The organism is Rhodococcus ruitaii (genome assembly GCF_055230935.1).
Map to the genome: position 1 here is coordinate 1 of NZ_JBUYWC010000013.1, position 25,999 is coordinate 25,999.

Genomic DNA, 25,999 nt, shown 5'->3' on the forward strand with positions numbered 1-25,999 from the left:
GGCCCCGCCGGTATCTACGCCGCCGACGCACTCATGAAGTCCGACACTGCGCAGGATCCCGGGGTGAGCATCGACCTGTTCGAACGCATGCCGGCCCCGTTCGGCCTCATCCGCTACGGCGTCGCCCCCGACCACCCCCGCATCAAAGGCATCATCACCGCGCTGCACAAGGTGCTCGACAAACCCAACGTGCGCCTGCTCGGCAACCTCGACTACGGCGTCGACATCACACTCGACGACCTGTACCGCTTCTACGACGCGGTGATCTTCTCGACCGGCGCCAACGCCGACCGTGAACTGACCATCCCCGGCATCGACCTCGACGGCAGCTACGGCGCCGCCGACTTCGTGTCCTGGTACGACGGCCACCCCGATGTTCCCCGCACCTGGCCACTCGACGCCGAGAAGGTCGCCGTCCTCGGCGTCGGCAACGTCGCACTCGACATCGCGCGCGTACTCGCCAAGACCGGCGACGAACTGCTGCCCACCGAAATCCCACCGAACGTCTACGACGGCCTGAAGAACAACAAGGCCGTCGAGGTCCACGTCTTCGGGCGCCGCGGGCCGGCACAGGCCAAGTTCACCCCCCTCGAACTGCGCGAACTCGACCACTCCCCGACCATCGAGGTCATCGTCGACCCCGAGGACATCGACTACGACGCAGGCTCCGAGGCCGCCCGGCGCAACTCCAAGCAGGTCGACATGGTCGCCAACACCCTGCAGGATTGGGCCATCCGCGACGCCGGCGACCGCCCGCACAAGCTGTTCCTGCACTTCTTCGAATCACCCACCGAGATCCTCGGCGAGGACGGCACGGTCGTCGGCCTGCGCACCGAGCGCACCGAACTCGACGGCACCGGCAACGTCCGAGGCACCGGCAAGACCCGCGACTGGGATGTGCAAGCCGTGTACCGCGCGGTCGGTTACCTGTCGCAGAACATCGCGAACCTGCCGTTCGACGACCAGGCCGGCACCGTCCCCAACGAAGCCGGACGCGTGCTCGCCGACGAGACCGTCGACGGCCACGACCGGTTCATGCCGCACACCTACGTCACCGGCTGGATCAAGCGTGGCCCGGTCGGCCTGATCGGCCACACCAAGGGCGACGCCAACGAGACCGTCGCCAACCTCCTCGAAGACCGCTCCGCAGGTCGCCTCAACACCCCGGAGGCCCCCGGCGAAGACGAGATCGTCAAGTTCCTCGAAGACAAGCAACTCCCCTACACCACGTGGCAGGGCTGGTACCGGCTCGACGCACACGAACGCAGCCTGGGTGAGGCCGAGGGGCGTGAGCGCGTGAAGGTCGTCGAACGTAACGACATGTTCCGCGCGTCGGAGCCCCACAAGTAGACGACACCACCTGCGGTTCCTGGCCGGACGCCACCTCTTCGGACGGTGGCGTCCGGCCGTGTCACGTCAGGCGAACAGCACGGCACCGAACCACGCTCCGGCGGCGATGAGCCCACCGAGCAGTTCGACGAGCATCGACAGGCCCACTGCCTTCGTCGCCTCCACCGTCGAGCGCCATGCATCCGTGTGGGTCCGATGCCGCTGCGCCTCCGACACGTACATGCCGAGCAAGAACCCGAGGAACAAGCCGAGCACCGGGATCACGAAGAATCCGATGATGCCGAGCAGGCCGCCGATGAGCAGCGAACGGTTGGGCACTCCCGACCGCTGTAGCCGTTTCCCCGGCCAGGTGTACTTGACGACGCCGGTGATCACCATCGCAGCCGTCGCCACCGCGAACACCGTCCATGCGACGGTGCCGCCGGTCATGAAGGCCCACACCGCGATCGCTGCGAAGATCAGCAGGACACCCGGCAGGATCGGCACGACGATGCCGACGAGCCCGACGAGGATCGCGAACCCGACGAGGAGTTCTGCGCCCGCACTCACGGCTTGACGGGGCGAACCAGGGACGCGGCCCGCGCCGCGCGGTCGCGGGCGGTGTCCACGTCGGGGCCGGTCGAGACGGCCACACCCATGCGGCGATGCAGGAACGATTCCGGCTTGCCGAACAGGCGCACATCCGTCTCCGGTGTGCGCAGGGCCTCGGCGACACCGTCGAATGCGATACCGGTCGCGTCGAGTCCCCCGTAGATCACCGCCGACGCGCCCGGACGCACCTGCTCCACGTCCACCGGCAGCCCGAGGATCGCGCGGGCGTGCAGTTCGAATTCCGAGTACCGCTGGCTTCCCATGGTCACGAGCCCGGTGTCGTGCGGGCGGGGGCTGACCTCGGAGAAGTAGACGTCGTCGCCCTTGACGAACAGTTCGACGCCGAACACTCCCCGGCCTCCGAGCGCTCCGGTCACGGCCGCCGCGACCTCCCGCGACCGAGCCAGCGCCGCGTCGCTCATCCGCTGCGGCTGCCACGATTCGACGTAGTCGCCGTCCCGTTGCAGGTGACCGATCGGTGCACAGAAGTAGGTCTCGACCTCCCCTGATTCGCCGAAGGCTCGCACGGTGAGCTGGGTGATCTCGTAGTCGAAGTCGACGAACCCTTCGACGATGACGGTCCCGTGGTTGATGCGCCCCCCGGCGAGTGCGTATTCCCACGCTTCGTTCAAACCGTCCGCCGACCGCACCGTCGACTGGCCTTTTCCGGACGACGACATGACCGGCTTGATCACACACGGGAAGCCGATCGCCTCGGTGGCGGCAGCGACCTCCTCGAGCGACGTCGCAAACCGGTACGGCGACGTCGGTAGTCCGAGTTCCTCCGCGGCGAGACGACGGATGCCCTCACGGTTCATCGTCAGTTGTGTGGCCCGCGCGGTGGGGATCACCTCGGCGAGGCCACGCTGCTCCACAGCCGCGAGGGCATCGGTGGCGATGGCTTCGATCTCGGGAACCACCAGGTGGGGGCGTTCGGCCTCGATGACCGCGAGCACGGCTTCCGGGTTGCCCATGTCCACGACGTGGGCTCGGTGCGCGACCTGATGACCGGGGGCGTCGGCATACCGGTCGACCGCGATCACCTCGACGCCGAGTCGCTGCAACGCGATCGCCACCTCCTTGCCGAGCTCGCCCGCGCCCAACAACAGGACACGTGTGGCGGAGGGAGACAGCGGAGTGCCCAAGCGTGGAGAAGTGCAGAGACGTGGAGAGGCGCCGGGACGCGGTGAGACCATGGTGGGACTATATGTGGCAACCGTCGCCGTCCTGGGAGGAAAGCGATGAGCAGTGCACCACAGACGGGGCAGCGCGCCATGGCCGCGCGCCACGACCACACTCGTGCCGACGTTCACTGGTTCACGACACCGGGGGTCGATCCCGCCGACGAGGTGACGTGGCAGCGCCGCGACGCCCGCATCGTCCACCACGGCACGGGTGAGGTCGTCTTCGAGCAGATCGGCGTCGAGTTCCCGGAATTCTGGTCGCAGAATGCCACCGACATCGTGACGCAGAAGTACTTCCGTGGGCAGCTCGGCACCGAAGGCCGCGAGCATTCGCTGCGCGATGTGGTCGCCCGCATCGTCGACACCATCACGGCGTGGGGCACCACCGACGGGCACCTCGACGACCCGGCCGCGTTCGCCGCGGAACTGACGCATCTGCTCCTGCATCAGCAGGCGTCGTTCAACAGCCCGGTGTGGTTCAACATCGGTGTGCCCGACACTCCGCAGCAGGCCAGCGCATGTTTCATCCTGTCGGTCGACGACAGCATCGATTCGATCCTCGAGTGGTACCGGCAGGAGGCGGTGATCTTCAAGGGCGGTTCCGGGGCCGGCGTGAACCTCTCACACATCCGATCGTCCGTCGAGCATCTCGGAGGCGGCGGCACCGCATCGGGCCCGGTCAGCTTCATGCGCGGCGCCGACGCCTCGGCAGGGACCATCAAGTCAGGTGGGAAGACCCGCCGGGCCGCCAAGATGGTGATCCTCGACGTCTCCCATCCCGACATCGAGGAGTTCGTCGACTGCAAAGCGATCGAAGAACGCAAGGCGCGCGCACTTGCGGTCGCCGGATTCGACATGGGCCTGGCTGGCTCCGACATCCATTCGGTGCAGTATCAGAATGCGAACAACTCGGTGCGGGTCACCGATGCGTTCATGCAGGCCGTCGTCGACGACGCGCAGTGGCCACTGCGCGCAGTCACTACCGGGGAGGTCGTTCGCACGGTCTCGGTACAAGCTCTGATGCAGCGTATCGCTACGGCGACATGGGAGTGCGCGGATCCGGGCATGCAGTACGACACGACGATCAACCGATGGCACACCGCGACCGCGGCCGGTCGGATCAACGGGTCCAACCCGTGCTCGGAGTACATGCACCTCGACGATTCCGCATGCAACCTGTCGAGTCTGAACCTGCTGACATTCCTACGAGAAGACGGTGTGTTCGACGTCGGCGGGTTCCAGCGTGCCGTCGCGGTGATGCTCACCGCGCAGGAGATCCTGGTCGGCCGCGCCGACTACCCCACCGAGAAGATCGGTGAGACATCCCGCCGGTTCCGGCAACTCGGCCTCGGATACGCGAATCTCGGCGCGCTGTTGATGGCGTCGGGTCTGCCCTACGACAGCGACGCCGGTCGGGCCTACGCAGCCGCGATCACCGCGTTGATGACGGGGCACGCCTACGAGGTGTCGGCGCGCCTCGCGGAGCGGCTGGGCCCGTTCGACGGATACGCCGAGAACCGCGAATCGATGCTCGGGGTCCTCGCACGGCACCGCGGGGCTGTCGACGCCATCGATGCCGAGCTCGCTCCACCGGCCGTTCTGGTCGCGGCCCGTGAAGCGTGGGATCGCGCGATCGCCCACGGCACCGAGCACGGCGTACGGAACAGTCAGGTGACAGTGCTCGCTCCGACTGGCACGATCGGCCTGGCGATGGACTGCGACACCACCGGCATCGAACCCGATCTGGCGCTGGTGAAGACGAAGAAACTCGTGGGCGGCGGCAGTCTGTCGATCGTCAACCGCAGTGTGCCGCGCGCGTTGTCACGGCTCGGATACGATCCGGCCGAGGTCGCCGATATCGTCGCTCACTTGGACCGGAAGCACACCCTTGCGGGCGCTCCGCATATGCGCGTCGACCATCACCCGGTGTTCGCAACATCCATGGGCAGCAACGCCATTGCGCCGCGCGGGCATGTGACGATGATGGCGGCGGTGCAGCCGTTCCTGTCGGGTGCGATCTCGAAGACGGTGAATCTGCCGGAGTCCGCGACGGTCGCCGACATCGTCGATCTGTACGTCGATGCGTGGCGGCTGGGCCTCAAATCACTTGCCGTCTACCGCGACAACTGCAAACTCGGGCAACCACTGTCCACCTCGGCGCCGCAGGTATCGGAGACTGCGCTCACACCGGTGGCTACCGCGCGTCGGGAGCGTCTGCCACGCACCCGCAATTCGCGCACGTTCGAGTTCCGGGTGGCCGACTGCAAGGGTTTCGTCACGGTCGGCGAATACGACGACGGGCGCCCCGGCGAAATGTTCCTGCGTGTGTCGAAGCAGGGTTCCACCCTCGCCGGCATCATGGATGCGTTCTCGATGGCGGTCAGTTACGGTCTGCAATACGGGGTTCCGTTGCGCACGTTCGTGCGCGCATTCACCAGCACGCGGTTCGAACCGGCGGGCATCACCGACGATGCCGATCTGCGGATCGCTTCGTCGATCCTCGACTACATCTTCCGCAGGCTCGCGGTGGACTATCTCGACACGGACGAGCGGATGGAACTCGGTGTGCGTACCGGGGGTGAACGAGCCGCGCACGACGGACTCGCCCCCGATCTGCCGAACCCGGAGGATGCACACGTCACCACCGACACCCGCCAGGGGCATACGATGTCGGGCCCGTCGGTGTCGGGCTCTGGCTCGGACGCGCCGTACTGCATGCAGTGCGGCGTGCAGATGCAGCGGTCGGGATCGTGTCACGCCTGCCCGTCGTGCGGAAACACGAGTGGCTGCAGCTGATCAGTGCGGGTATCGCATACTGGCCGAATGAACTTGGGGGCCGATACAGAACTGACCGTACTCGCGGCAGGAGCGATATTTCTGCTGGCACTGGTATTGGGCGTGTGGAAATACCGGCAGATGGCAATGTCGGAGACGCATCTGGCACACCCGTATGTGGACGTCGCGCACCGCTCGGCATTGATGTACGCGTTTGCGACGCTGCTCGTCGCTGTGTTCGTGGAGCTCAGCGCGTGGCCGACATGGGTGAATCTAGCGGCTGCCACCGTGGTCGTGATGTTCTTCGTCGGCGCGATCGCGAGCTACATCATCCACGGCGCGCTGCGCGACACCACCAACCAGTTCGCACATCCCACTCGGGGGATGGGTGTTGCGATGGTCGCGCTCATCGTCGGCGAGATCGGCGGGTTCACGGTGCTGCTCTCCGGGTTCGTCAAGGGCAGCTTCCTGACGTAGGCCCTGTATCAGACGTGGTTCTCGATGAGCGAGAGTACGTTGCTGTGCGGATCGCGGAACCACGCGACCCGCAGTCCGTCGGGCGCGGTCCACGCGTCGTGGTCGTCTTGCTCCATGCCGGTGTACCGAATGAAGTCGACGCCTTTGGCGCGGAGTCGTTCGACGGTCTCGTCGAGGTCGAGAACCCGCCAGCCCAGGGCGGTGTAACCGGTTTCGCCGCGCGACTGCACGAGGGTGACCCGGACGGGGGCTCCTTCGCCACCGTCGATCACCAACGTGAAGTTGTCGCGGTCGATCTTCCGGAAGCCGAGGGTGTCGACATAGAACATCTCCGAGACATCGAGATCGGTGCTGGGCACGAAGCTCACGAGTTGGCCGCTGATCGTCATGGCACCCACTCTGCTCCGTACGCGCCCCACTCGGCAACAGATCAGATCACAATCGCGTTGACGCCGACCACGTTGACCTACTCTTGGACACATGAGCACTTCGGAGATTGCGACCGTTCTGGCCTGGCACGATGCCGTCAACAGCAACGACATCGACACCCTCGTGGAGTTGTCCAGCGACGACATCGTCCTGCCCACCGATGACGATGACCCCGATCAGGGGCTCGACGAACTACGCGAGTGGGCAACCTTGTCGGGTGTCACGCTAGAGATCGGGCGCATGTTCGTGCACCACGGCATCGTCGTCGTCGAAGAGACCTCCACCTGGGCTTCCGACCCCGGAACCCCTGCCGAGGAGGCCATCGCGTTCCGTGTCGTCGAGGACCAGGTCGTCACGGTGGTGCGCCACAAGAACCTCCAGGACGCGTTCGATGCGACCGGGCTCGGTGAGGCCGATCTGTACGAGCAGTGAGCCTGCACGAGCCGTGACACCCCGTGTGCTGAACGATCGCTAAGGTACTCTCCGTTGCAACAGTCCCTACGCATCGGAGTGAGGTTCGACGAGTGTCCGCTGAAGCAGTTGAGAAAAAGGGTCCTCTCGCGAGTATCCGCGTCGTCGAGTTCAAGGGACTCGGCCCCGGTCCGCACGCCGCAACGCTGCTCGCCGATCTCGGCGCCGACGTCGTCACGGTCCAACGCCCCGGTGGGATCCCACCGGAGGGTGCACGCGATCCGATCCAGCGGAACCGCCGCATCGTCGAGGCCGACCTCAAGAACCCCGACGACATCGAGAAGGTGCTCTCACTGCTCGAGCGCGCCGACGTACTCATCGAAGGCTTCCGTCCCGGAGTGACCGAGCGCATGGGCCTGGGCCCCGACGTGGTACTCGAACGCAATCCGCGCATCGTCTACGGCCGCATGACGGGCTGGGGTCAGGAAGGTCCACTGGCAAACGTCGCCGGCCACGACATCAACTACATCTCCCTCACGGGGGTGCTGCACGCGATCGGCCGCAAGGGGGAACGTCCGGTGCCGCCGCTGAACATGGTCGGCGATTTCGGCGGCGGCTCGATGTTTCTGATCTTCGGCATTCTCTCCGCGCTCGTCGAGCGTGGTGTGTCCGGGAAGGGGCAGGTCGTCGACGCCGCGATGGTCGACGGCGCGCTTGCGCTGTCGCACATGATGTGGGCGTTCCGCGGTCTCGGCGTGTGGTCGGACGAACGCGGCGTGAACATGCTCGACACCGGCGCCCCGTACTACGACGTGTACGAGACCAAGGACGGCAAGTACATGGCCGTCGGCTCCATCGAGCCGCAGTTCTATGCACTGCTGCTGAAAGGCCTCGATCTCGACGCGGCCGAACTGCCCGCCCAGAACGATCCGGCATCGTGGCCGGAGATGAAGAAGCTGTTCACCGAGAAGTTCCTGTCGAAGACCCGCGACGAGTGGTCGGCAATCTTCCTGGGCACCGACGCGTGCGTCTCCCCCGTACTCACGTTCGCGGAGGCACCGGCAAACGAGCACATCGCCGCGCGCGGATCGCTCATCGAACTCGAGGGCGTCACTCAGCACGCGCCGGCCCCACGGTTCTCCCGCACCCGGGCAGGCACACCGGCGGCGCCGGCGGGTGAGGCCACGGACATCACAACCCTGTGGGTCTGATCAGCCACCTGTAACGTCGCGGTGCCGCCCAGGGTCAGCCCCGATCCGGGGCGGCACCGAGCTTTTCGCATTCTGTGACGAGTTCGAGGGCACGATGCGCACGATGAAGGAATCCGTGCGCCTGCAGGAGCACGAACCACTCACTCGCCCAGCGGTGAGCGAGGACGACATGCTCGGGTGTGGGGTCGGTGAGCAGCAACCGAATCGCGGTATCGTCCTCGATCTGCGCGGTATGCAAGGCAATCCCCGGCTCGGGATACCGACCGTCGTATTCGGCAACCGGACGCGGATGCGCGATCGGAATACCGAGCCGGACGTGCTCGTTCTCTACGGCCGCCGCCAGCCGTTCGAGTCCGAGCTCGGCGGCGATCCGCGCACCGTCGGCAAGCCGGCTCACCGCGGTCTCGACGTCTCCCCGGATTGCCTTGACGCGCGCACCGACGACGTAGCGGGCGATCTTGAAGTCGACGATGCCGCCGTCTGCGCCCAGCCCGTAGCCGTCGTCGAGCAGGCTTTCCGCCTCGTCGAGGTCTCCCTGCTCGTAGAGGAACTCCCCCAGCACCGAGCCCGCAAGCAACGCCGGTGACGAGTGCACACCGCTCCCGAGACGAGCCACCTTCCATGCTTCCCGGAAATGCTCACCGGCCCGCTCGGTGTCGAGTTGTTCGAGCGCGGCAAGACCGAGAAGGGTATGGCCGTGCATGATGTTGTTCGGCCCGTCGTTGAGATCGTGGTAGGGCGCTGCGATGTCCTGCAACCGGCGCGCCTCGTCGAAGTCGCCACGATAGACCGCATCGAATGTCTCGACATTGAGGCCCGCCGAGACAACGATCGGGGCAAGCCTGCCTGCCCTGGCCATGAGACGATCGGTAAACCCGTCGGCCGGTCCGGCGCGATCGGCACGGATGTGGAGGATTCGTCGTACCACTTCTGCCTCGACCGCGATGTCGACGGCATCGTCACCGGTGAACGCGCCGGTCTCGAGGCTGCGCTCGACCATGTCGAGGGCACGGAGGCCGCGGTCGGCGTCGTTGATGACGATGTTGGCCCAGGCCACGGCCAGCTGTAGCCGCGGTCGCTTCGCGACGTTGTCGCGCGGCAGTTTCGCGACTTGACCGAGTAGCGTGGTGGCACGGCCGTTGACGAGCATGGTCCGCGCGTCGCGTTCGATGATGTCGACGGCATAGTCGTCGTCGGCAGCCGCCAAGGCATGATCGAGAGCTTCCCCCGGCATCGAATGCTGGTCGAACCAGTGCGCGGCGGTGCGGTGGAGCCCGGGAAGCCGTTCCGGGAAATCGCGTTCGAGGCGTTGCCGCAGAAACTCAGCGAACAACGATTGGAAGCGGAACCACCGCCCGTCCTCATCGACGCGATGCAGAAACAGATCGCGGTCCTCGATGTCTTCGAGCATCGCCTGCCCGCGCGCGTGCCCGCTCAGCGCCGACGCCAGACTCCCACACGTCTGCGCGGTGACGGCAGCGGTGAGCAAGAAGTCGAGGAGTTCGTCGTCGAGCGACGCAAGGACGTTCTCGGTGAGGAACTGTCCGATGCCGCGGTGCCGTCCCGACAGGTTCGCCACGAAATGGGCGGGATCATCGTGACCACGCATCGACATGGACACCAGTTGCAACGCCGCAGGCCACCCGTCCGTGACGGCGACGAGGTCGGCGACGATCTCGTCGTCGAGGTCCACTTCGGTATGCCGTTCGAGGAACTTCTTCGCTTCCTCCGCATCGAAGGTGAGCATCCGGTGGTCGATCTCGACGAGTTCGTCGAGCACTCTCATGCGGCTGACCGGCAGCCCGGCACGGGTGCGCCCGACCACCATGATCTGGAGGTGGTGACACCCGTTGTCGATCAGAAACGCCATGGCCGCGGTCGTTGCGGGATCGGTGATGTGATGCCAGTCGTCGACGATCACCACCAGTCGTTCGCCGGCCGCGTGGATCTCGTCGATCAGCGAGGTCAGAACGTATCGCTCGGCGTCGTCGCCGTGTTCGTCGAGGACCTGACCCAGCTCGTGCGCGAGCGAGGCACGGACCTGACGGATCGCTTCGACGAGGTGCGCGAGGAACCACACCACGTTGTTGTCGTCGTGATCGACGTTGAGCCACGCCACCGCGACCCCTTGCTCGTCGAGCTGATAGCGCCATTCGAGGGCGAACATCGTCTTCCCGAAGCCCGGTGGCGCATGGACGACGATGAGCCTGCGGCGATGCGACTCACTGAGCAGGTTCAGCAGCGACCACCGCGCGACAAGTCGCTTCGACGGTACGGGTGGGCGGAACCTCGTCGCCGGCGCCGGCGGAGTGGTGGCCCTACCGCCCGTGCGCCGTGTACTCGCACGTCCGCTCGCGGTAGCGGTCGTTGCGGGGTGGGTCACAGCCGTGTCGGGGCCGTTCTCAGCGCCGGCGACTGCGAGGTCGTCGACGTGCAACCCGTGTTCGGCCTGCACTGCGCGCAGGATCTCGCCGAACTCGGCGGCAGTATCGGGGCGGGACTCGGGGTCCACCGACATGGCCTGTTCGATCGCGACGCACAACTCGTCGGGTACTCCGTCGGCCCGCAGGTCGGGAATCGGCTGTGTGGTCAGGCGCACGAATTGCGCCACGACGCGTTCGCCACTGCGACGCTCGAACGCGGCGTGGCCGGTGAGCGCGCAGAAGAGCGTCGCCGCAAGGCTGTAGATATCGGAGGCCGGGGTCGGGGCACGTCCGGAGAGCACCTCCGGGGCCGTGAACGCCGGCGACCCGGTGACCTCGCCGGTCGCGGTCTCGAATCCCCCTCGTATCCGGGCTATCCCGAAATCCGTGAGCTGCGGTTCGCCGTATTCGGTGAGCAGGATATTGGCGGGTTTGACGTCGCGGTGCGCGATGCCGAGGCGGTGCGCGGTCTCCAGGGCACCGGCCAGTTTGATGCCGATGTGGAGCGCGTCGTGCCAGTGCAGCGGGCCGGACCGGCGGATCAGCGCGTCGAGTGAATCGCGGGGGTGATACTGCATCACCAGGTAGGGCCGCCCGGATCCGGTGGTGCCGATCTGCAGCACGTTGACGATGTTCGGGTGCCCTGAGAGCTGCCCCATCGCGCGCTGTTCGCGCAGGAAGCGTTCGAGGTTGTCGATGTCGAGATCGGCGGTGAGAACCTTGACCGCCACGATCCGGTCGAGCGCGGTCTCCCGGCAGCGGTAGACGATTCCGAACCCTCCGCGGCCGATTTCCTTGGCGTCGGCGAATCCGGCCGCAGCCAGCTCCGTAGCGACGTCGGGTCCGGCGTCGCGCTGCGTCTGCAGCGGATCCTGCGCGGCCACGATCGACCTCACTTCGTCGAGCACAGACCCGGTCTCGAGTCTTGTGTCCACAATATCGCCGACCGCCGACACCCCACGGCAGGTCGGCCGAGAAAGATCAGGTTGTCCGGGTGATACGGGCACCGCACTCCTTGATACGGGCACCGCGATACGGGTACCGCGTCTCGGTCAGACGACGAGCCTCGACGCTCCGAGATCGCCGCCTTGAGCCACCTGCGCGTACGCGCCGGCCACCGCCGTCACGGCGTCGCGCAGAAGGTTTGCGCGCTGGGTGTACGGCAGCCGCACGAACCGTTCATATGCACCCTGCACACCGAAACGTGGCCCGGCCGCGAGTAGTACACCGTGGCTGGGCGCAATCGCAGCGAGTGCTGTCGACACCGGCTCCGGCATCCGCACCCACAGTGACATCCCGCCTTGGCCCGGTGTGTACTGCCAGTCGGGCAACCGGTCGTCGAGAGCCTCACACAAAGCCTGTCTCTGTTCGCGGAGCTGCGCGCGCCGCTGCTCGAGAAGGTCGTCGACATCCGACAGCAGGTGTGCCGCGGCAAACTGTTCCATGACGGGCGTGCCGAGGTCCACGCCCGATCGCGCCCCGGCCAGCCGTACGATCAGCTCGCGGTCGGCGCGAATCCACCCCACACGCAGGCCACCCCACAGCGACTTACCGGTCGACCCGACCGTCACCACCGAGGAACCGGCCGGGAACGACGCGACCGGCGCCGGTGGCGGCGCATCGAGCCACAGGTCCACCATGGTCTCGTCCACCACCAGGGTCATGCGGGCGTCGTACATGATGCGCGCGAGTTCGGCGCGACCCTCCGTGTCCAGACACAGGCCCGTGGGGTTGTGGAAATCTGGAACGAGAAACGCTGTGCGCGCGGCAGTTTGACGGGCGGCACCGGAGAGCGCTCCGAGGTCCCACCCGCCCGACGGCCCGGCCTCCGGTCGCACCGGCACCGGGATCGGGCGCGCGCCGTGCCGCCGGATGGCCTCGAGCGCGTTCGGGTAGGTTGGATGATCGACGATCACGCGGTCACCGGGATCGGTGAGCACACCGAGCAGTAATCGCATCGCGTGCTGCGCGCCGCTGGTGACCATGATCTGTTCGGGTGAGGTGGGCAACCCGCGGTCGCGGTATCGGCGTGCGATCACCTCACGCAACGCCATCACACCGATCGGTTCCATCCCGTGCGAGGCCAAGTACGTCGACATCGACCGCAATGCCAGTCCGTACGCCGCCTCGATTGCGGCGGCGGGCGCCGGAAGCGACGCGTTGCTCATGTCGATCGCATCGTTGCCGGGTGTCGCCGCCGTCTTGTCAGCACCGCGGGAACGCGACCCGGTCGGCAGGGCGACGGTGCTCCGGGCACCCTGCCGGCTGCGCAGATACCCTTCGTCGCGGAGTGTCGAGTACGCCGAGGTGACGGTGGTGCGACTCAGCGTCAACACCGATGCGAGTGCGCGTTCACTCGGCAATGCCACTCCTTGCGGAACTCTGCCGTCGTGCACGAGGAGACGGATGCCGTCGGCGAGCGCCCGGTACGCCGGGCGCACGTCGCCGGTGTCCTGCCAGTTGCCGAGGTCCCGAGCCAGGGAACCGGCCCCAATCGCGCGTGTGATCACGGGTCCAGTATCGCGCACAGTGGACTGGTCGGAGGAGGCCAGCCGGTGCTTCGGTCAGGAGGGCGGTGCGAGCACCTGCGTGAACAGCACGGTCCCTGTGGCATCCATCAGGTCCACTCTCAGTTCTCGAGTGTCGCCATCGATGAAGACCTCCCCGAAATGTTGGAATCCCTCCATCGGCGACGCGTTGGCCTCCGGCGGCGCGTGCACGAACACCGCTTCGGGACCGAATGTGCCGTCGAGGTCGTTGGGGCCGAAGCCGCCCGCGTTGAGCGGCCCCGAGACGAACTCCCAGAACTCGTCGAAGTCGGTGAACGCAGCACGCTCGGGCGAGTAGTGGTGCGCCGCGGTGTAGTGCACATCGGCGGTCAGCCACACCGTTCCGGTGATGCCGCGCGCCTTGATCGCTGACAGCACCTGGGCGATCTCGGATTCACGTCCCGAGGGCATCCCGGAATCGCCGTTGGCCACTCCCTCGAATGCGGTGTCGCCGTCCGGCACGACGAGGCCGATCGGAAGGTCCGCGGCAATGATCTTCCAGGTCGCGGTGGATCGGCTCAGTTCGTCGATCAGCCAACGGGTTTGTTCGGCACCGAGCACCTGCCCCGATGCGCCGACGTTCGCGCCGTTCGCGTCCTTGTAGGTGCGCATATCGAGCACGAACACATCCAGCAACGGACCATACGGAATGGTGCGGTGGATACGCCCGTCGACGGCTTCCGCGGGATCGAGCGGATTCCATTCGTGGAACGCCTGGAACCCCCGCGCGGCCAGAACGTCCACATTCTTCTCGCTGTATTCCTCGAGGTCGAGGATCTCGCCCGGATACCAGTTGTTGACGGTCTCGTGGTCGTCCCACTGCACGATCTGGGCAACGGATGAATTGAACCGGAGATAGTTCTCGTCCATGAGGTTGTAGGCGTACTGGCCTCGGTACTCGTCGAGGGTCTGAGCGACGGCGCTCTTCGCTTCGGTGACAACATTGCGCCAGATGCGCCCATCAGGCAGTTGGACCGTTTCCTCCAGCGGGCCGTCGGCGTACACGACGTCGCCGGAGTGCAGAAACAGGTGCGGATCGCGCTGTGCCATAGTGTCGAAGATCGTCATTCCGCCGAGGTCCGGGTTGATCCCGAAGCCTTGACCGGCGGTGTCACCCGACCAATGCAGTCGGATGTCACCGGGTGCGCTGGGTGCGGTACGGAACATTCCGGTGACGGGCTCCGACGTAGCGCCGTCTTCCGCTTCGACAGTGACCCGATAGTGGATTTCTTCGCCGGAGGGCAGGCCGGTGAGCCGCAGTCGACCGGTTCCGTCGGTATCCGGGGTGAGCAACCCGCCGACGTGCCGGGTGGGATTCGTGAACGACTCGCTGCTCGCGGTTTCCACGACGAGCGTGGCCGGACCGTCGGCGCGCGCCCAGATCAGAGCACCATCTGCCCGGACATCCCCGGCGGCTACGCCGTGGGTGATCGTCGGACGCTGCCTGACCAGGGTCGGCGACGAGGCCGCCACCGACCCGGAACCAGCGGACGAACAGGCCACCGCAGGAACCGCCAGCAGGCCGATGGCCGTGCCGCGGAGCAGGGTGCGTCGGGACAAGTACACGTGTTTTCTCCTCGAAGGCACTACAACAAGACGAGGGCGACGCTCCCCCGTCGATGCCAACACGCGGTGAACACGACGTGATCCGTCAGGATCGATATCGGGAACGCTGCACCGTTCGATCGAGCAGGTGATCCCTCGCTTGCTGGATTTCGTCGAGAAACAGGATCGGGCCGGGAACTGATCCCGTAACTCCTCGCATCCCTGGATGACTCGCGCTCAGGACGCCGCGAACTCGCCGCCGCCCGGCAAGTGGGGTGTCGATGGGGAGATGGTGACCTCGACGCGTCCCGGCCCGGGATCGAAGTACCGCACGGTACCCGCTTCCGGACCGTCCCAACCGGACAGTGCCCAGTCGTCCGACCCGGAGAGCCCGCTGTCCATGTTGCGCCACGTGAACGTGCCGTCGACCATGCACACGGGAGTGACACCGACGAAGTTGCTCTCGAGCCGGACCACGTACGGCTGGGGGCCGTCCTCGGACGGGTACACCGCGACGTCGAGCCGGCCGATGCATACCGCGATCGAACCGAGGGATCCGTGGCCGATCGTGTAGGCAGGCGCCAGCTGCGTCGATTCCGGTTGAGCGTGCGCAGTGCCCTGCCCCGCCGCGATCAGTCCCGCGGCGGTGACGGCGACCATGAGAGCTCTCGAGCGCGCCCCCGCTGCTTTCACCTCTGCTGTACGAACCATGCACTCCACTGTCGCGCGTCCGCTCGGGGCGCGTCCAGCATCCAGCGTTTCCGGGCAAATACCCCGATCAGGCGAGGATGTCGCGTCGGACAATCGTTTCGTCGCGGCCGGGCCCCACACCGATGCACGAGATGAACGCACCGGAGAGTTCCTCGAGGCGCAGCACGTAATTCTGCGCGTTCTTGGGGAGCTCCTCGAAGGTGCGGGCGTGAGAGATGTCCTCCCACCAGCCGGGCATCTCCTCGTAGATGGGCTTGGCGTGGTGGATGTCGGTCTGTGTCATCGGCATGTCGTCGACTCGCACGCCGTCGACTTCGTATCCGACGCAGATCGGCACCGTATCGAGGCCGGACAGCACATCGAGCTTGGTGAGGAAGTAGTCGGTGATGCCGTTGACGCGTGTGGCGTAGCGGGCGATGACCGCGTCGAACCAACCGGTCCGGCGGGCGCGGCCGGTGGTCACACCGACCTCGCCGCCCTGTTTGGCCAGGTATTCACCGTGGTTGTCGAACAGTTCGGTCGGGAACGGGCCGGAGCCGACGCGCGTGGTGTAGGCCTTGAGGATGCCGAGGACCGTGGTGATCTGTGTGGGTCCGATACCGGAGCCCACGGCAGCGCCGCCGGCAGTCGGGTTCGACGATGTCACGTACGGGTAGGTGCCGTGGTCGACGTCGAGCAGGGTGCCCTGGGAGCCTTCGAGCAGCACAGTGTCGCCACGCTCGAGTGCCTTGCCCAGCTGCAGACGCGTGTCGGCGATGCGGTGCCTGAATCCTTCGGCCTGGCCGAGCACCTCGTCGACGACCTGCTGAGGATCCAGGGCCTTGCGGTTGTAGATCTTGACGAGTACCTGATTCTTGAACTCGAGGGCCGCCTCGACCTTCTGGGTGAAGATCTTCTCGTCCAGGACATCGGCCACGCGGACTCCGACACGCGCGATCTTGTCCTGGTAGCACGGGCCGATTCCGCGGCCGGTGGTACCGATCTTCTTCGCACCGAGGAAACGTTCGGTGACCTTGTCGATGGCCACGTGGTACGGCATGATCAGGTGCGCATCGGCCGAGAGCAGGAGACGCGAGGTGTCGACGTCGCGTTCTTCCAGGCCCGCGAGCTCTTCGAGCAACACACCCGGATCGACGACGACACCGTTTCCGATGACGTTCGTGACGTCCGGCGTGAGGATGCCCGACGGGATCAGATGCAGCGCAAACTTCTCTCCGTTCGGCAGCACGACGGTGTGACCTGCGTTGTTGCCGCCCTGGTAACGCACGACCCACTGGAGACGTCCACCGAACAGATCGGTTGCTTTGCCCTTGCCCTCATCGCCCCACTGGGCTCCGATCAGGACGATTGCCGGCATTTCGCGCTCCTCAGACAGGGTTGTTCGTGCGGGCGGTCTCGCCTGCAGGGTCCTGCCCGAATCCGGGCAGCAGCCGGGACCACAGTGTAGTCCACTTGCGACGAAGACCCGGTTGCGGTGTCGGAATACCGTGTCGGGTCTGCTACCGCCCGGGGTCTCCGCGACCGGCGACGGTTCCTACTACAGTGGACGCCTGACCGACGGCCGCCCGATCGTGACCAGCGAGGAGATCAGTTGACCCCGGTAGTGCTCAGATGCGGCGATGTGCCACTCCCTTTGGCACTCACCTCCGTGACCGCGCTGTCGGCTCCTACGGTTCCCGACAAGGACGATTTCGAAGATGCGTTGGCTCACGCCGAGGCAGTGGACGATCCGCGACTGATCATCGTGGGTGACGATGCCGCGTTCGCGGCGGCACTGACCCGGCTGATGCGCACCGACCGACTCGCGGTCGAGGTTGCCTATGTCCCTGAGTCGCGTACCCCCGCGACCGAGGCCTACGGGCTACGCACCGGCTCGAAGGCCGCGTCCATCGCGCTCCAGGGTGAAGCGAAGTCGATCCCGCTCATCCGCGACGACGCCGGTGTGGCCCTCGTCGGACGCGCGCTGGTCCGCGGCGAGGAGAACTCACTCGTGGGTGAGGCCTACGTCGACGACACCCGCTTGTTCTCCGGCACGGTGCCCGGCATCCGGATCGAGCCGACGCCGCAGATGCCGGGTCTCCGAGCGGCCGTCGACCGGGCCCGGTGGTTCGGCGGCTACAAGTGGCTCACCGGCAGGGCCGTGCAGCTCGGTTCACCGGCCGCGCTCCTCACCCGCGACGGCGTCCCCCATCCGCGTCCACTCACGCGGTCGACCTTCTACCGTCACGAGACGAAGTGGAAGCTGGTGCGCTGAGCCACCTTTCAGGGGTGAAGCACGCAGCGTGAACAAAGACCTCGCAGCCCCTGCGGTCTGCCGCCGGAGCTGCGAGGTCTTTGTCGGTGCTGCTTACTTCGGATTCACCCGATGCTGACGCCGTAGTCGCGCGCGATGCCCGCGAGCCCGGATGCGTAGCCCTGGCCGATGGCGCGGAACTTCCACTCGGTGCCATGCCGATACAACTCACCGAACACCATCGCGGTCTCGGTGGAGGCATCCTCCGTCAGGTCGTAGCGGGCCAGTTCGCGGTCGTTGGAACGGTCGACAACGCGGATGAACGCGTTGCGCACCTGCCCGAACGACTGGCCGCGCGCGTCCGCGTCGTGAATCGACACCGGGAAGACCACCGACTGCACGTCGGCGGACAGCGCAACGAGGTCGATGTTGATCGACTCGTCGTCGCCGTCGCCCTCACCGGTGAGGTTGTCTCCGGTGTGTTCGACCGCGCCGTCCGGTGAACGAAGATTGTTGTAGAACACGAAGTGCTGGTCGGAGAGCACCTTGCCGCTCGCTCCCGCGACCAGTGCACTGGCGTCGAGATCGAAGTCGGTTCCCGTTGTGGCCCGGACGTCCCAGCCCAGTCCGATCGTCACCGCCGTGAGATTCGGCGCCTCCTTCGAGAGCGAGACGTTTCCACCCTTGGCCAAGCTGACACCCATACCGGTCCTTTCGATCGTTGTGGTTCCTCCACGATAGCCACAAGCATCCGGTCCGTATTGCCCCCTTGGTCCGTGTGTTAAGTTCCCGACGTCGTATGCGACGACACATGAGGAAGCCGGTGTGATTCCGGCGCGGTCCCGCCACTGTGACCGGAGAGCGACACTCCCCGGGAGCCAGATACTCACGTCGTCGTACTCACCTGGACGGGGCGGATCTCCCCGAGAAAGGGCGTCTTCGCCATGCGCGTTCGCGCCGTACCACTCAGCATTCTCAGCGCCGTCACAGTCGCGGGTCTGGCACTTGCCGGCTGCTCGACGTCGACAGTCGAGCCCGGCGCCACCGCATCCGCGGAGGGGTGCATCACGGATTTCGACGCAACGGTCGACTACTTCCCCGACAAGTCCGACGTCGTCGACGCCGAGAACTTCTCGATCACCTACGAGAACAGTTACCAGGTACTCACCGTCGACGAGCCGTATCCGGGAGCCGACCCGGAGTCGTACGTATTGGTCAGGTGCGGTGCGCCCGCCCCCGATCTCTCGGCAGATCTGGCCGGCGCCCAGCAGATCACGGTCCCGATCACCAGCCTGTACTCCGGTTCGACCACGCATCTGCCCCTCGTCACCGAACTCGACGTACTCGAGGTGCTCACCGGAGTTTCCAACGGATCCACAGTCAGCGACACCGCCGTCATCGGTCGGATCGATTCCGGCGACATCGCCGAGTACGCACCCGGCAGGACCATCGATACGGAGGCCGTCGTCGTTGCCGCCCCCGATGTGGTGATGACCGGCGGCATGGACGACCCGGCATACGCGCAGCTGCGTGCGGCGGGGATCGGCGTGGTCGCGAACGCCGAGTGGCTCGAAGCGTCGCCGCTGGGTCGCGCCGAGTGGATCAAGGTGATGGCGGCACTGACCGGCACGGAAGCCCGGGCCGCCGAGGTGTACGACGAGATCCGCACCGACTACCTCGACGTCGCAGCGCGGGCGTCGGGCATCGACAGCGCGGCGGTACTGCCAGGCGCCATGTCTCAGGGCACGTGGTACATGTCGTCGGGCGGCAGCTACGCGGGCCGGCTGCTCACCGACGCGGGCGCACGGTGGCCGTGGCAGGACGTCACCAGCACCGGGTCGCTGCCCCTCGACTTCGAAGCGGTCGTTGCGCAGGGCTCCGACGCACCGACCTGGCTGGTCGTCAACAGCTGGACCTCGATCGGCAACGCGCTGGCCGACGACGAACGCTACGGTGAGCTCGCGGCGGTCGGCACCGGTCAGGTGTGGAACGCGAACAAGGCGCTCGGACCGGGCGGCGGTAACGACTACTACGAACGCGGCGTGCTGCGCCCCGATCTGGTGCTGTCCGACCTCGTCGCCATCCTGCACCCCGAACTCCTCCCCGATCACGAATTCACGTTCTACCAGCAACTGCCGGCATGACGTCCGTACTCACGGCACCGCCGTCGGCGCGGCAGCCCGAAGCGGTCGGCCCGCCGCGAGCCGCGCGCGTCACGGTGGTGTTCGTCGCACTGGTCGCGGCGCTCGCCGTCGCGACCGTCATCTCCGTGACTGTCGGGTCGGTCACGGTGCCGCTGGGCGAGAGCCTGCGGGTGCTGTTCGGGCAGGAGGCATCGGATCCGCGGTGGGGCATGGTCGTGCGCGACCTGCGCCTGCCGCGCACGATCACTGCGATTGCCGTGGGCGCGGCCCTCGGAATCGCGGGTCTGCAGATGCAAACTCTGTTCCGCAACGCGCTCGCCGACCCGTACATCCTCGGTGCGAGTTCGGGAGCAAGCCTCGGTGTCGCGCTGGTGGTCGTGGTCGGTGGGGGCGGCGCGAGCGGATTCACTGCGAATCTCGCGGGCCTCGGACGCGCGGGGGTGGTCATCGCCGCCGCGCTGGGCGCTGCGGCGGTACTCCTCCTGATCGTGACGTTGTCGCGGTGGGTGCGCTCGGCGGTGACATTGCTGCTGATCGGCGTGATGCTCGGCTCGGCGACCACCGCGGTTGTCTCCGTGCTCCTGGTCTACGCCGACCCACAGCGCGCTCAACAGTTCCTCGTGTGGGGCCTGGGCAGTTTCACCGCGACCACATGGTCCGACCTGAAAATGCTGGTGCCCGTCGTACTTGCCGGGATCGTGATTGCGCTGCTGACCGTTCGCGCGCTCAACGCCCTGTTGCTCGGCGAAGCTTACGCGCGGTCGATGGGCATCGACATCCGCACGGTGCGATTGACGACCGTCGTGTCGGCGGCGTTGCTCGCCGGGGTCACGACCGCGTTCTGCGGCCCGATCGGCTTTCTCGGTCTCATTGTTCCGCATCTGGCGCGGATGGCGTTCGGCACGTCCGACCACCGTGTGTTGCTGCCCGGTGTCGCACTGTTCGGTGCCGTGGTGGCGCTGGTATGCGGGGTGGCGAGCCAGATGCCGGGCACTGACACGGTGTTTCCGCTCAACGCGGTGACCGCGCTCGTCGGTGCGCCGGTCGTCATCGTCGTCCTCGTCCGCAGCCGGCGTGGCGCACTGGGAGCTGCCCTGTGAACGGTGTAGAACTGCGCGATGTGACCGTCGGCTACACACGTCGCCGCGGCTTACGGAAAAACGGCATCACCGAGATCGCGACCGGTCTCGACGCTGTCGCTCACCGCGGTGAGCTCACGGCCCTGGTCGGCCCCAATGGGGCCGGCAAATCGACATTGCTCCGCACCCTGTGCGGCCTGCAACCGGCGCTGCTCGGACAGGTACTGATCGACGGCGACGACGTGTCGTCGATTCGCCCCGCAGACCTCGCGACCCGCATCGCGGTGGTCCTCACCGAACGCCTCGATCCCGGTCTGCTGACGGTGCGCGAACTCGTCGCCCTCGGAAGGACGCCGCACCTCCCGGCCAGCGCACGACTCTCACGGGAGGACACCGCAGCGATCGACTGGGCACTCGACGCCGTAGGCGCGACCGCACTGGCGTCCCGACAGTTCAGTGAACTGTCCGATGGACAGCGTCAACGCACCCTCACCGCTCGCGCCCTCGCACAAGACCCGGCGTTGCTGGTGCTGGACGAGCCGACATCGTTTCTGGATGTGCCGTCCCGGGTCGAACTCGTCGACGTGCTGCGGCGCCTTGCCGCCGAACAGAACCTCGCCGTGATCATGTCCACCCACGAACTCGAGCTCGCGCTACGGGTGGCGGACCGGATGTGGTTACTGGACGCCGACCGCACGCTGACCTGCGCCTCCCCCGCGGCTCTGGCCGAGTCCGGTCGCATCGGGGCAGCATTCGATCGTGGACGGATGCGGTTCGATCCGCGCACACTGGTGTTCGATCTCGATCCGGAGGACAACCGTGTCTGACGCTGCTGCAGTACTGAGGCACATCGCCGCGCTGAGCCCCTACTTCGCGGTGAGCACCGGCCCCCTACCGGAGGGTCGGTGGCAGCCCACGTCTGCTCTGCGCAACAGCATGATTCGCGACCCGCTTATCTCGGAAACAGCGCAGCGGATGGGAACCGAGGAAACGCGAGTGGCCGCGTCGACGCTGTTCTTCGGCTACGCCGCCCGGATGTGGTCGGTTGCGCTGGGATCGGTCGTCCATTCCGGCCGATGTGTGCGGCTCGATCCGGATACATTGCTGTGGCGCAATGACGGGGGTCTGCAGCTGCACATCGTCGATCCCGAATTCGGCTCCGGCACCGGTGCGATCCTCGACGACCAACTCGAACCGCTCCTAATCGCGTGGAGCGACATCGTTGCTGCAGGGTTGATGCGGGGAAACTCCGCATCCGCCTTGATCGGGGCGGCGCGCATGATCGGTAGTGCAGCCCAGGCGCACATCGACACGCTCTTGGACGATCCCCGGCTGGCCCGCACGATAGTCCGATCCACTGGCCGGCGTCGCAGTTGCTGCCTGTACTACCGCGTCCCGGGCGGCGGCGTGTGCGGCGACTGCGTCTTCCCCACCTCACCGAGAACACCGACGAAGGAGATTCTGTGACAGTCGTATTCGACCCCGAGATCGTCGACACCGAGAGCGGTGGTCGCGAACAGTGCTGGGCACTTCCCACCGATGAGGACTCACTGCTACGTCTGATCCGTCTGCTGTTCGACGAGTACTGGAACGAGATGTGGTTCGGCGTGCTCATCGAAGGTTCGGCGCTCGAAGTCGCGGCACCCAATGCACCCGAGAAGATCTCGATGTACGACGGGTATGCGACCGTCGACTTCGGCCGCTGGCATTTTCACCTGTGCATCGGCGAGCACACCGCGAGCGGACCGGAACTCGGCCGCATCCGCCGCTGCAGCCGGGCTGAGCTGTACCGCAGGATCGGCAAGGACGGCGCACCGACGTCGTGGGGTGTTCGCCTGTTCAACGGCCGCGACGAACAGATGCTCACCGTCATGTTGCCCACCCCGTTCCTCACCAATATGCAGCAGCTGACGGACGAACCGGTATGGGCACACCTCGAGGCATGGGACCGTGTTCGGTCGGAGCTCCTCGGTTTGGAGCCGGATCCCCGCGACCGAACCGGCACAGGTTTTCGCCACTCCTGACCGGTCCGCACCGACGGAAAAACAACCCGCGCAGACAGATACAACACTTCGGAACGGTTGTATCTGTCTGATCGCGTTGTAGATTGTCCTTCCTGCCTTGCCCGTTCGAACGAGGACGTGGCTATACTCCGGGATGTAGTTGGTTCGCCGTGCCGGTCGTGAGGAGCCCCGAAGACTGTGGCGGCGTCGACGCATCCCTCGATCGGGATGCGGAGAGGGAACCCGGTGAGAATCCGGGACTGTCCCGCAGCGGTATGCAGGAACGACCGCCGTCATCAGCACTGGGCACCATCCCGGGAAGCGACGGTCAGTAGGTACGGGCCCACCGGCTCGGGCGCTTGCAAGTCCGAATACCTGCCATCTGCGTCGGGCACGCCGTGCCCGGCGGTGTGCCGCCTCGAGGATTGGGCGCGCGGACCCGCTGTGCTGTCGCTCCGACACAAGTCGGAGACACCGGGGCTCGGTCGGATCCGCGCACTCTACGGGCGGTGGGCCATCCGCGACCGACCACCGGAGTACCACCAATGTCTGCACCTGCCTTCCACGCCACCGTTCTCGGATCCGCACGGATCGGACCGAACCGCGAGCTCAAGAGAGCCGTCGAATCCTATTGGGCCGGAAAGATCGGCCGCGACGAACTGGAGAAGGTCGCTGTCGATCTGCGCACCGGCACGTGGGCTGCGCAGCGCGACGCCGGGCTCGACTCGATTCCCGTCAACACGTTCTCGTTCTACGACCACGTCCTCGATACAGCCGCCATGCTCGGCGCACTGCCGCCCCGTGTGTCCGGTATCGCCGACGACCTCGACCGCTATTTCGCGGCCGCGCGAGGCAATGACGACATCGCACCACTCGAGATGACGAAGTGGTTCGACACCAACTACCACTACCTCGTCCCCGAGATCGGCCCGGGCACCGTCTTCACACTCGACGCGTCGAAGGTTCTCGGCGAGGTCGCCGAAGCCCGCGCGCTCGGTGTCCCGGCCCGACCGGTCGTCGTCGGCCCGCTGACGTTCTTGCTGCTGTCGAAGCCCGTCGACGGACAGGGCCCGCTGCTCGACCGTGTCGGCGAGCTCGTTCCGCTCTATCAAGACCTCTTGTCGCAACTCGCCGCCGCCGGGGTCGAGTGGGTACAGCTCGACGAGCCCGCGCTCGTCCGCGACCTCGACGATGCGACCGTCACGGCGGTCGACCAGGTGTACGGCAGGCTGTCGCAGGTACAAGACCGCCCCGCAATTCTCGTCGCCTCCTACTTCGGCAACCTCGGGCCGGCACTCGGTGCACTCGCCCGCACCGCTGTCGAGGGTGTCGCGGTCGATCTGGTCGCCGGTGACTCGTCCGACATCGCCGCACTCCCCGCCCTGGCGGACAAGATGATCGTGGCGGGCGTGGTGGACGGCCGTAATGTGTGGCGCACCGATCTGGAGAGGGCCCTGGCGACGCTCGCGACACTGCTCGGCTCCACAGGCTCGGTGGCGGTGTCGTCGTCGTGCTCATTGCTGCACGTTCCGTACACGATCGAGGCAGAATCGGGCCTCGACGAATCGCTGCGCACGTGGCTGGCATTCGGCGCGGAGAAGGTCGCCGAGATTGCCACGCTGTCGAACGCACTGCGCAAGGGCCGCGACGCCGTGGCGTCCGAGCTCGATGCGGCTCGTGCCGCCGCCGAGGTACGCGCGTCCGATCCTCGTCTGCGTAACGACCAGGTGCGCGGCATGCTCGACTCGATCACGGGGCACCGCACTCGCACGTCGGCCGATCAGCGCCGCGAGATCCAGCGACGGCACCTCGACCTGCCCTTGCTCCCGACCACCACGATCGGGTCGTACCCACAGACCACCCGGATCCGCGTCGCCCGAGCTGCACTGCGCAAGGGTGAGATCGAGCAGGCCGAGTACCTGCAGCGGATGCGTGACGAGATCACCGAGGTGGTCGCCCTGCAGGAGAAGCTGGGCATCGACGTCCTCGTGCACGGCGAGCCGGAGAGAAACGACATGGTGCAGTATTTCGCCGAGCAACTGGACGGGTTCTTCGCAACCGAGAACGGCTGGGTCCAGTCGTACGGCAGCCGCTGCGTGCGACCGCCCATCCTGTACGGCGATGTCGCGCGCCCGGACGCCATGACCGTCGAGTGGATCACCTACGCGCAGTCGCTCACCGGGAAGCCGGTCAAGGGCATGCTCACCGGCCCGGTGACTATCCTTGCGTGGTCGTTCGTCCGCGACGACCAACCCCTCGCCGACACCGCTGATCAGATCGCCCTGGCCATCCGCAACGAGACGGTAGACCTTCAGGCTGCGGGGGTTCGCATCATCCAGGTCGACGAGCCCGCACTGCGAGAACTGTTGCCGCTCCGCACCTCCGAGCAAGCCGAGTATCTGCAGTGGGCCGTGGGGGCCTTCCGGCTCGCGACGTCGGGCGTGGCGGATTCGACCCAGATCCACACCCATCTGTGCTACTCGGAATTCGGCGAGGTCATCGAGGCGATCGCCGAACTCGACGCCGACGTCACCTCCCTCGAGGCCGCCCGTTCGCACATGGAGGTTCTCGACGACCTCAACGCGGTCGGCTTCGATCTCGGCGTGGGCCCCGGTGTCTATGACATCCATTCCCCGCGAGTTCCGGGCGAGGACGAGATCGCCGAGTCTCTTCGCGAAGCGCTACGTGCTGTTCCGGCCGAGCGCCTGTGGGTCAACCCGGACTGCGGACTCAAGACCCGCGGCACCGACGAGGTCGCGGCGTCGTTGACGAACCTCGTCGCCGCGGCGGCAGCAGTTCGGTCCGAGCTCGACGGATAACCTGCCCGTACGAGCGACTAGAAGTTCCTCCACTTGCCCGGGTTTCCGTTGGTTCACCACCAGCG

General features: G+C 66.4%; 21 protein-coding genes and 2 riboswitches. Of the genes, 12 read left to right on the forward strand and 9 right to left on the reverse strand.

The window, feature by feature from the left end; translation table 11 throughout:
- The coding region (locus ACZI8W_RS17515) for a ferredoxin--NADP reductase domain-containing protein (protein ID WP_463369782.1) at positions 1-1,350 on the forward strand (1,350 nt) is incomplete at its 5' end.
- A 66-nt stretch (positions 1,351-1,416) separates the two neighbouring features.
- Here ACZI8W_RS17515 and ACZI8W_RS17520 read toward each other — a convergent pair.
- Together ACZI8W_RS17520 and purT are read right to left on the reverse strand one after the other, a co-directional pair.
- The gene (locus ACZI8W_RS17520) at positions 1,417-1,899 is read right to left on the reverse strand and encodes a DUF456 domain-containing protein (RefSeq protein ID WP_463369783.1); all 483 of its coding nucleotides are present in this window, start codon (positions 1,897-1,899) and stop codon (positions 1,417-1,419) included.
- Positions 1,896-3,137: a formate-dependent phosphoribosylglycinamide formyltransferase gene (gene purT / locus ACZI8W_RS17525; protein ID WP_463369784.1), complete on the reverse strand. Its 1,242-nt coding sequence runs from the start codon at positions 3,135-3,137 to the stop codon at positions 1,896-1,898. Before purT ends, ACZI8W_RS17520 begins: the two co-directional genes overlap by 4 nt.
- Before the next feature lie 78 nt (positions 3,138-3,215).
- Here purT and ACZI8W_RS17530 point away from each other — a divergent pair, with 78 nt between their 5' ends.
- Positions 3,216-5,921, forward strand: a complete 2,706-nt coding sequence (locus ACZI8W_RS17530; protein ID WP_463369932.1) for a vitamin B12-dependent ribonucleotide reductase — start codon at positions 3,216-3,218, stop codon at positions 5,919-5,921.
- Between the two features lie 27 nt (positions 5,922-5,948).
- On the forward strand, positions 5,949-6,377 hold the full coding sequence (locus tag ACZI8W_RS17535; protein ID WP_463369785.1) for a hypothetical protein: 429 nt from the start codon (positions 5,949-5,951) through the stop codon (positions 6,375-6,377).
- A gap of 8 nt (positions 6,378-6,385) precedes the next feature.
- Here ACZI8W_RS17535 and ACZI8W_RS17540 read toward each other — a convergent pair whose 3' ends face one another.
- The gene (locus ACZI8W_RS17540) at positions 6,386-6,766 is read right to left on the reverse strand and encodes a VOC family protein (RefSeq protein WP_463369786.1); all 381 of its coding nucleotides are present in this window, start codon (positions 6,764-6,766) and stop codon (positions 6,386-6,388) included.
- A 91-nt stretch (positions 6,767-6,857) separates the two neighbouring features.
- Here ACZI8W_RS17540 and ACZI8W_RS17545 point away from each other — a divergent pair, with 91 nt between their 5' ends.
- Both ACZI8W_RS17545 and ACZI8W_RS17550 read left to right on the forward strand, forming a co-directional pair.
- Positions 6,858-7,238, forward strand: coding sequence for a nuclear transport factor 2 family protein (locus ACZI8W_RS17545; protein ID WP_463369787.1), 381 nt, complete (start codon positions 6,858-6,860; stop codon positions 7,236-7,238).
- Between the two features lie 92 nt (positions 7,239-7,330).
- Positions 7,331-8,428, forward strand: a complete 1,098-nt coding sequence (locus ACZI8W_RS17550) for a CaiB/BaiF CoA transferase family protein (protein ID WP_463369788.1) — start codon at positions 7,331-7,333, stop codon at positions 8,426-8,428.
- 34 nt (positions 8,429-8,462) lie between these two features.
- Here the strand turns inward: ACZI8W_RS17550 and ACZI8W_RS17555 are convergent, their stop codons facing one another.
- From ACZI8W_RS17555 to ACZI8W_RS17575, 5 genes are all read right to left on the reverse strand, one after another.
- Positions 8,463-11,747 carry a protein kinase domain-containing protein gene (locus ACZI8W_RS17555; protein ID WP_463369789.1) on the reverse strand — a complete coding sequence of 1,095 codons (3,285 nt, stop codon included), beginning with the start codon at positions 11,745-11,747 and terminating at the stop codon, positions 8,463-8,465.
- Between the two features lie 156 nt (positions 11,748-11,903).
- Entirely contained in the window at positions 11,904-13,361 is a 1,458-nt protein-coding gene (gene yczR, locus ACZI8W_RS17560) for a MocR-like transcription factor YczR (RefSeq protein ID WP_463369790.1), read from the reverse strand.
- Positions 13,362-13,415: 54 nt separating this feature from the next.
- Positions 13,416-14,966 carry an alkaline phosphatase D family protein gene (locus ACZI8W_RS17565; protein WP_463369791.1) on the reverse strand — a complete coding sequence of 517 codons (1,551 nt, stop codon included), beginning with the start codon at positions 14,964-14,966 and terminating at the stop codon, positions 13,416-13,418.
- A gap of 216 nt (positions 14,967-15,182) precedes the next feature.
- A complete protein-coding gene (locus ACZI8W_RS17570) occupies positions 15,183-15,656 on the reverse strand; it encodes a hypothetical protein (protein ID WP_463369792.1) in 474 nt (157 codons plus the stop codon).
- 67 nt (positions 15,657-15,723) lie between these two features.
- Positions 15,724-17,013 carry an adenylosuccinate synthase gene (locus tag ACZI8W_RS17575; RefSeq protein WP_463369793.1) on the reverse strand — a complete coding sequence of 430 codons (1,290 nt, stop codon included), beginning with the start codon at positions 17,011-17,013 and terminating at the stop codon, positions 15,724-15,726.
- 246 nt (positions 17,014-17,259) lie between these two features.
- Between ACZI8W_RS17575 and ACZI8W_RS17580 the strand changes: the two genes are divergently transcribed.
- Positions 17,260-17,910 carry a hypothetical protein gene (locus tag ACZI8W_RS17580; protein ID WP_463369933.1) on the forward strand — a complete coding sequence of 217 codons (651 nt, stop codon included), beginning with the start codon at positions 17,260-17,262 and terminating at the stop codon, positions 17,908-17,910.
- A gap of 104 nt (positions 17,911-18,014) precedes the next feature.
- Here ACZI8W_RS17580 and ACZI8W_RS17585 read toward each other — a convergent pair whose 3' ends face one another.
- On the reverse strand, positions 18,015-18,593 hold the full coding sequence (locus ACZI8W_RS17585; protein ID WP_463369794.1) for a TerD family protein: 579 nt from the start codon (positions 18,591-18,593) through the stop codon (positions 18,015-18,017).
- 73 nt (positions 18,594-18,666) lie between these two features.
- A riboswitch (cobalamin riboswitch) is annotated at positions 18,667-18,796 on the forward strand.
- 37 nt (positions 18,797-18,833) lie between these two features.
- Between ACZI8W_RS17585 and ACZI8W_RS17590 the strand changes: the two genes are divergently transcribed.
- The 6 genes from ACZI8W_RS17590 (at position 18,834) to metE (ending at position 25,934) form a co-directional block, all read left to right on the forward strand.
- A complete protein-coding gene (locus ACZI8W_RS17590) occupies positions 18,834-20,033 on the forward strand; it encodes an ABC transporter substrate-binding protein (protein ID WP_463369795.1) in 1,200 nt (399 codons plus the stop codon).
- Positions 20,030-21,133, forward strand: a complete 1,104-nt coding sequence (locus ACZI8W_RS17595) for a FecCD family ABC transporter permease (protein WP_463369796.1) — start codon at positions 20,030-20,032, stop codon at positions 21,131-21,133. The genes ACZI8W_RS17590 and ACZI8W_RS17595 overlap by 4 nt, the downstream gene beginning before the upstream one ends.
- Positions 21,130-21,939, forward strand: coding sequence for an ABC transporter ATP-binding protein (locus ACZI8W_RS17600; RefSeq protein WP_463369797.1), 810 nt, complete (start codon positions 21,130-21,132; stop codon positions 21,937-21,939). Before ACZI8W_RS17595 ends, ACZI8W_RS17600 begins: the two co-directional genes overlap by 4 nt.
- Positions 21,932-22,579, forward strand: coding sequence for a (2Fe-2S)-binding protein (locus ACZI8W_RS17605; protein ID WP_463369798.1), 648 nt, complete (start codon positions 21,932-21,934; stop codon positions 22,577-22,579). The genes ACZI8W_RS17600 and ACZI8W_RS17605 overlap by 8 nt, the downstream gene beginning before the upstream one ends.
- Positions 22,576-23,136, forward strand: coding sequence for a DUF7676 family protein (locus tag ACZI8W_RS17610; protein WP_463369799.1), 561 nt, complete (start codon positions 22,576-22,578; stop codon positions 23,134-23,136). Before ACZI8W_RS17605 ends, ACZI8W_RS17610 begins: the two co-directional genes overlap by 4 nt.
- A 170-nt stretch (positions 23,137-23,306) precedes the next feature.
- A riboswitch (cobalamin riboswitch) is annotated at positions 23,307-23,512 on the forward strand.
- Between the two features lie 148 nt (positions 23,513-23,660).
- Positions 23,661-25,934, forward strand: coding sequence for a 5-methyltetrahydropteroyltriglutamate--homocysteine S-methyltransferase (gene metE, locus ACZI8W_RS17615; protein ID WP_463369800.1), 2,274 nt, complete (start codon positions 23,661-23,663; stop codon positions 25,932-25,934).
- Positions 25,935-25,999 lie beyond the last annotated feature (65 nt).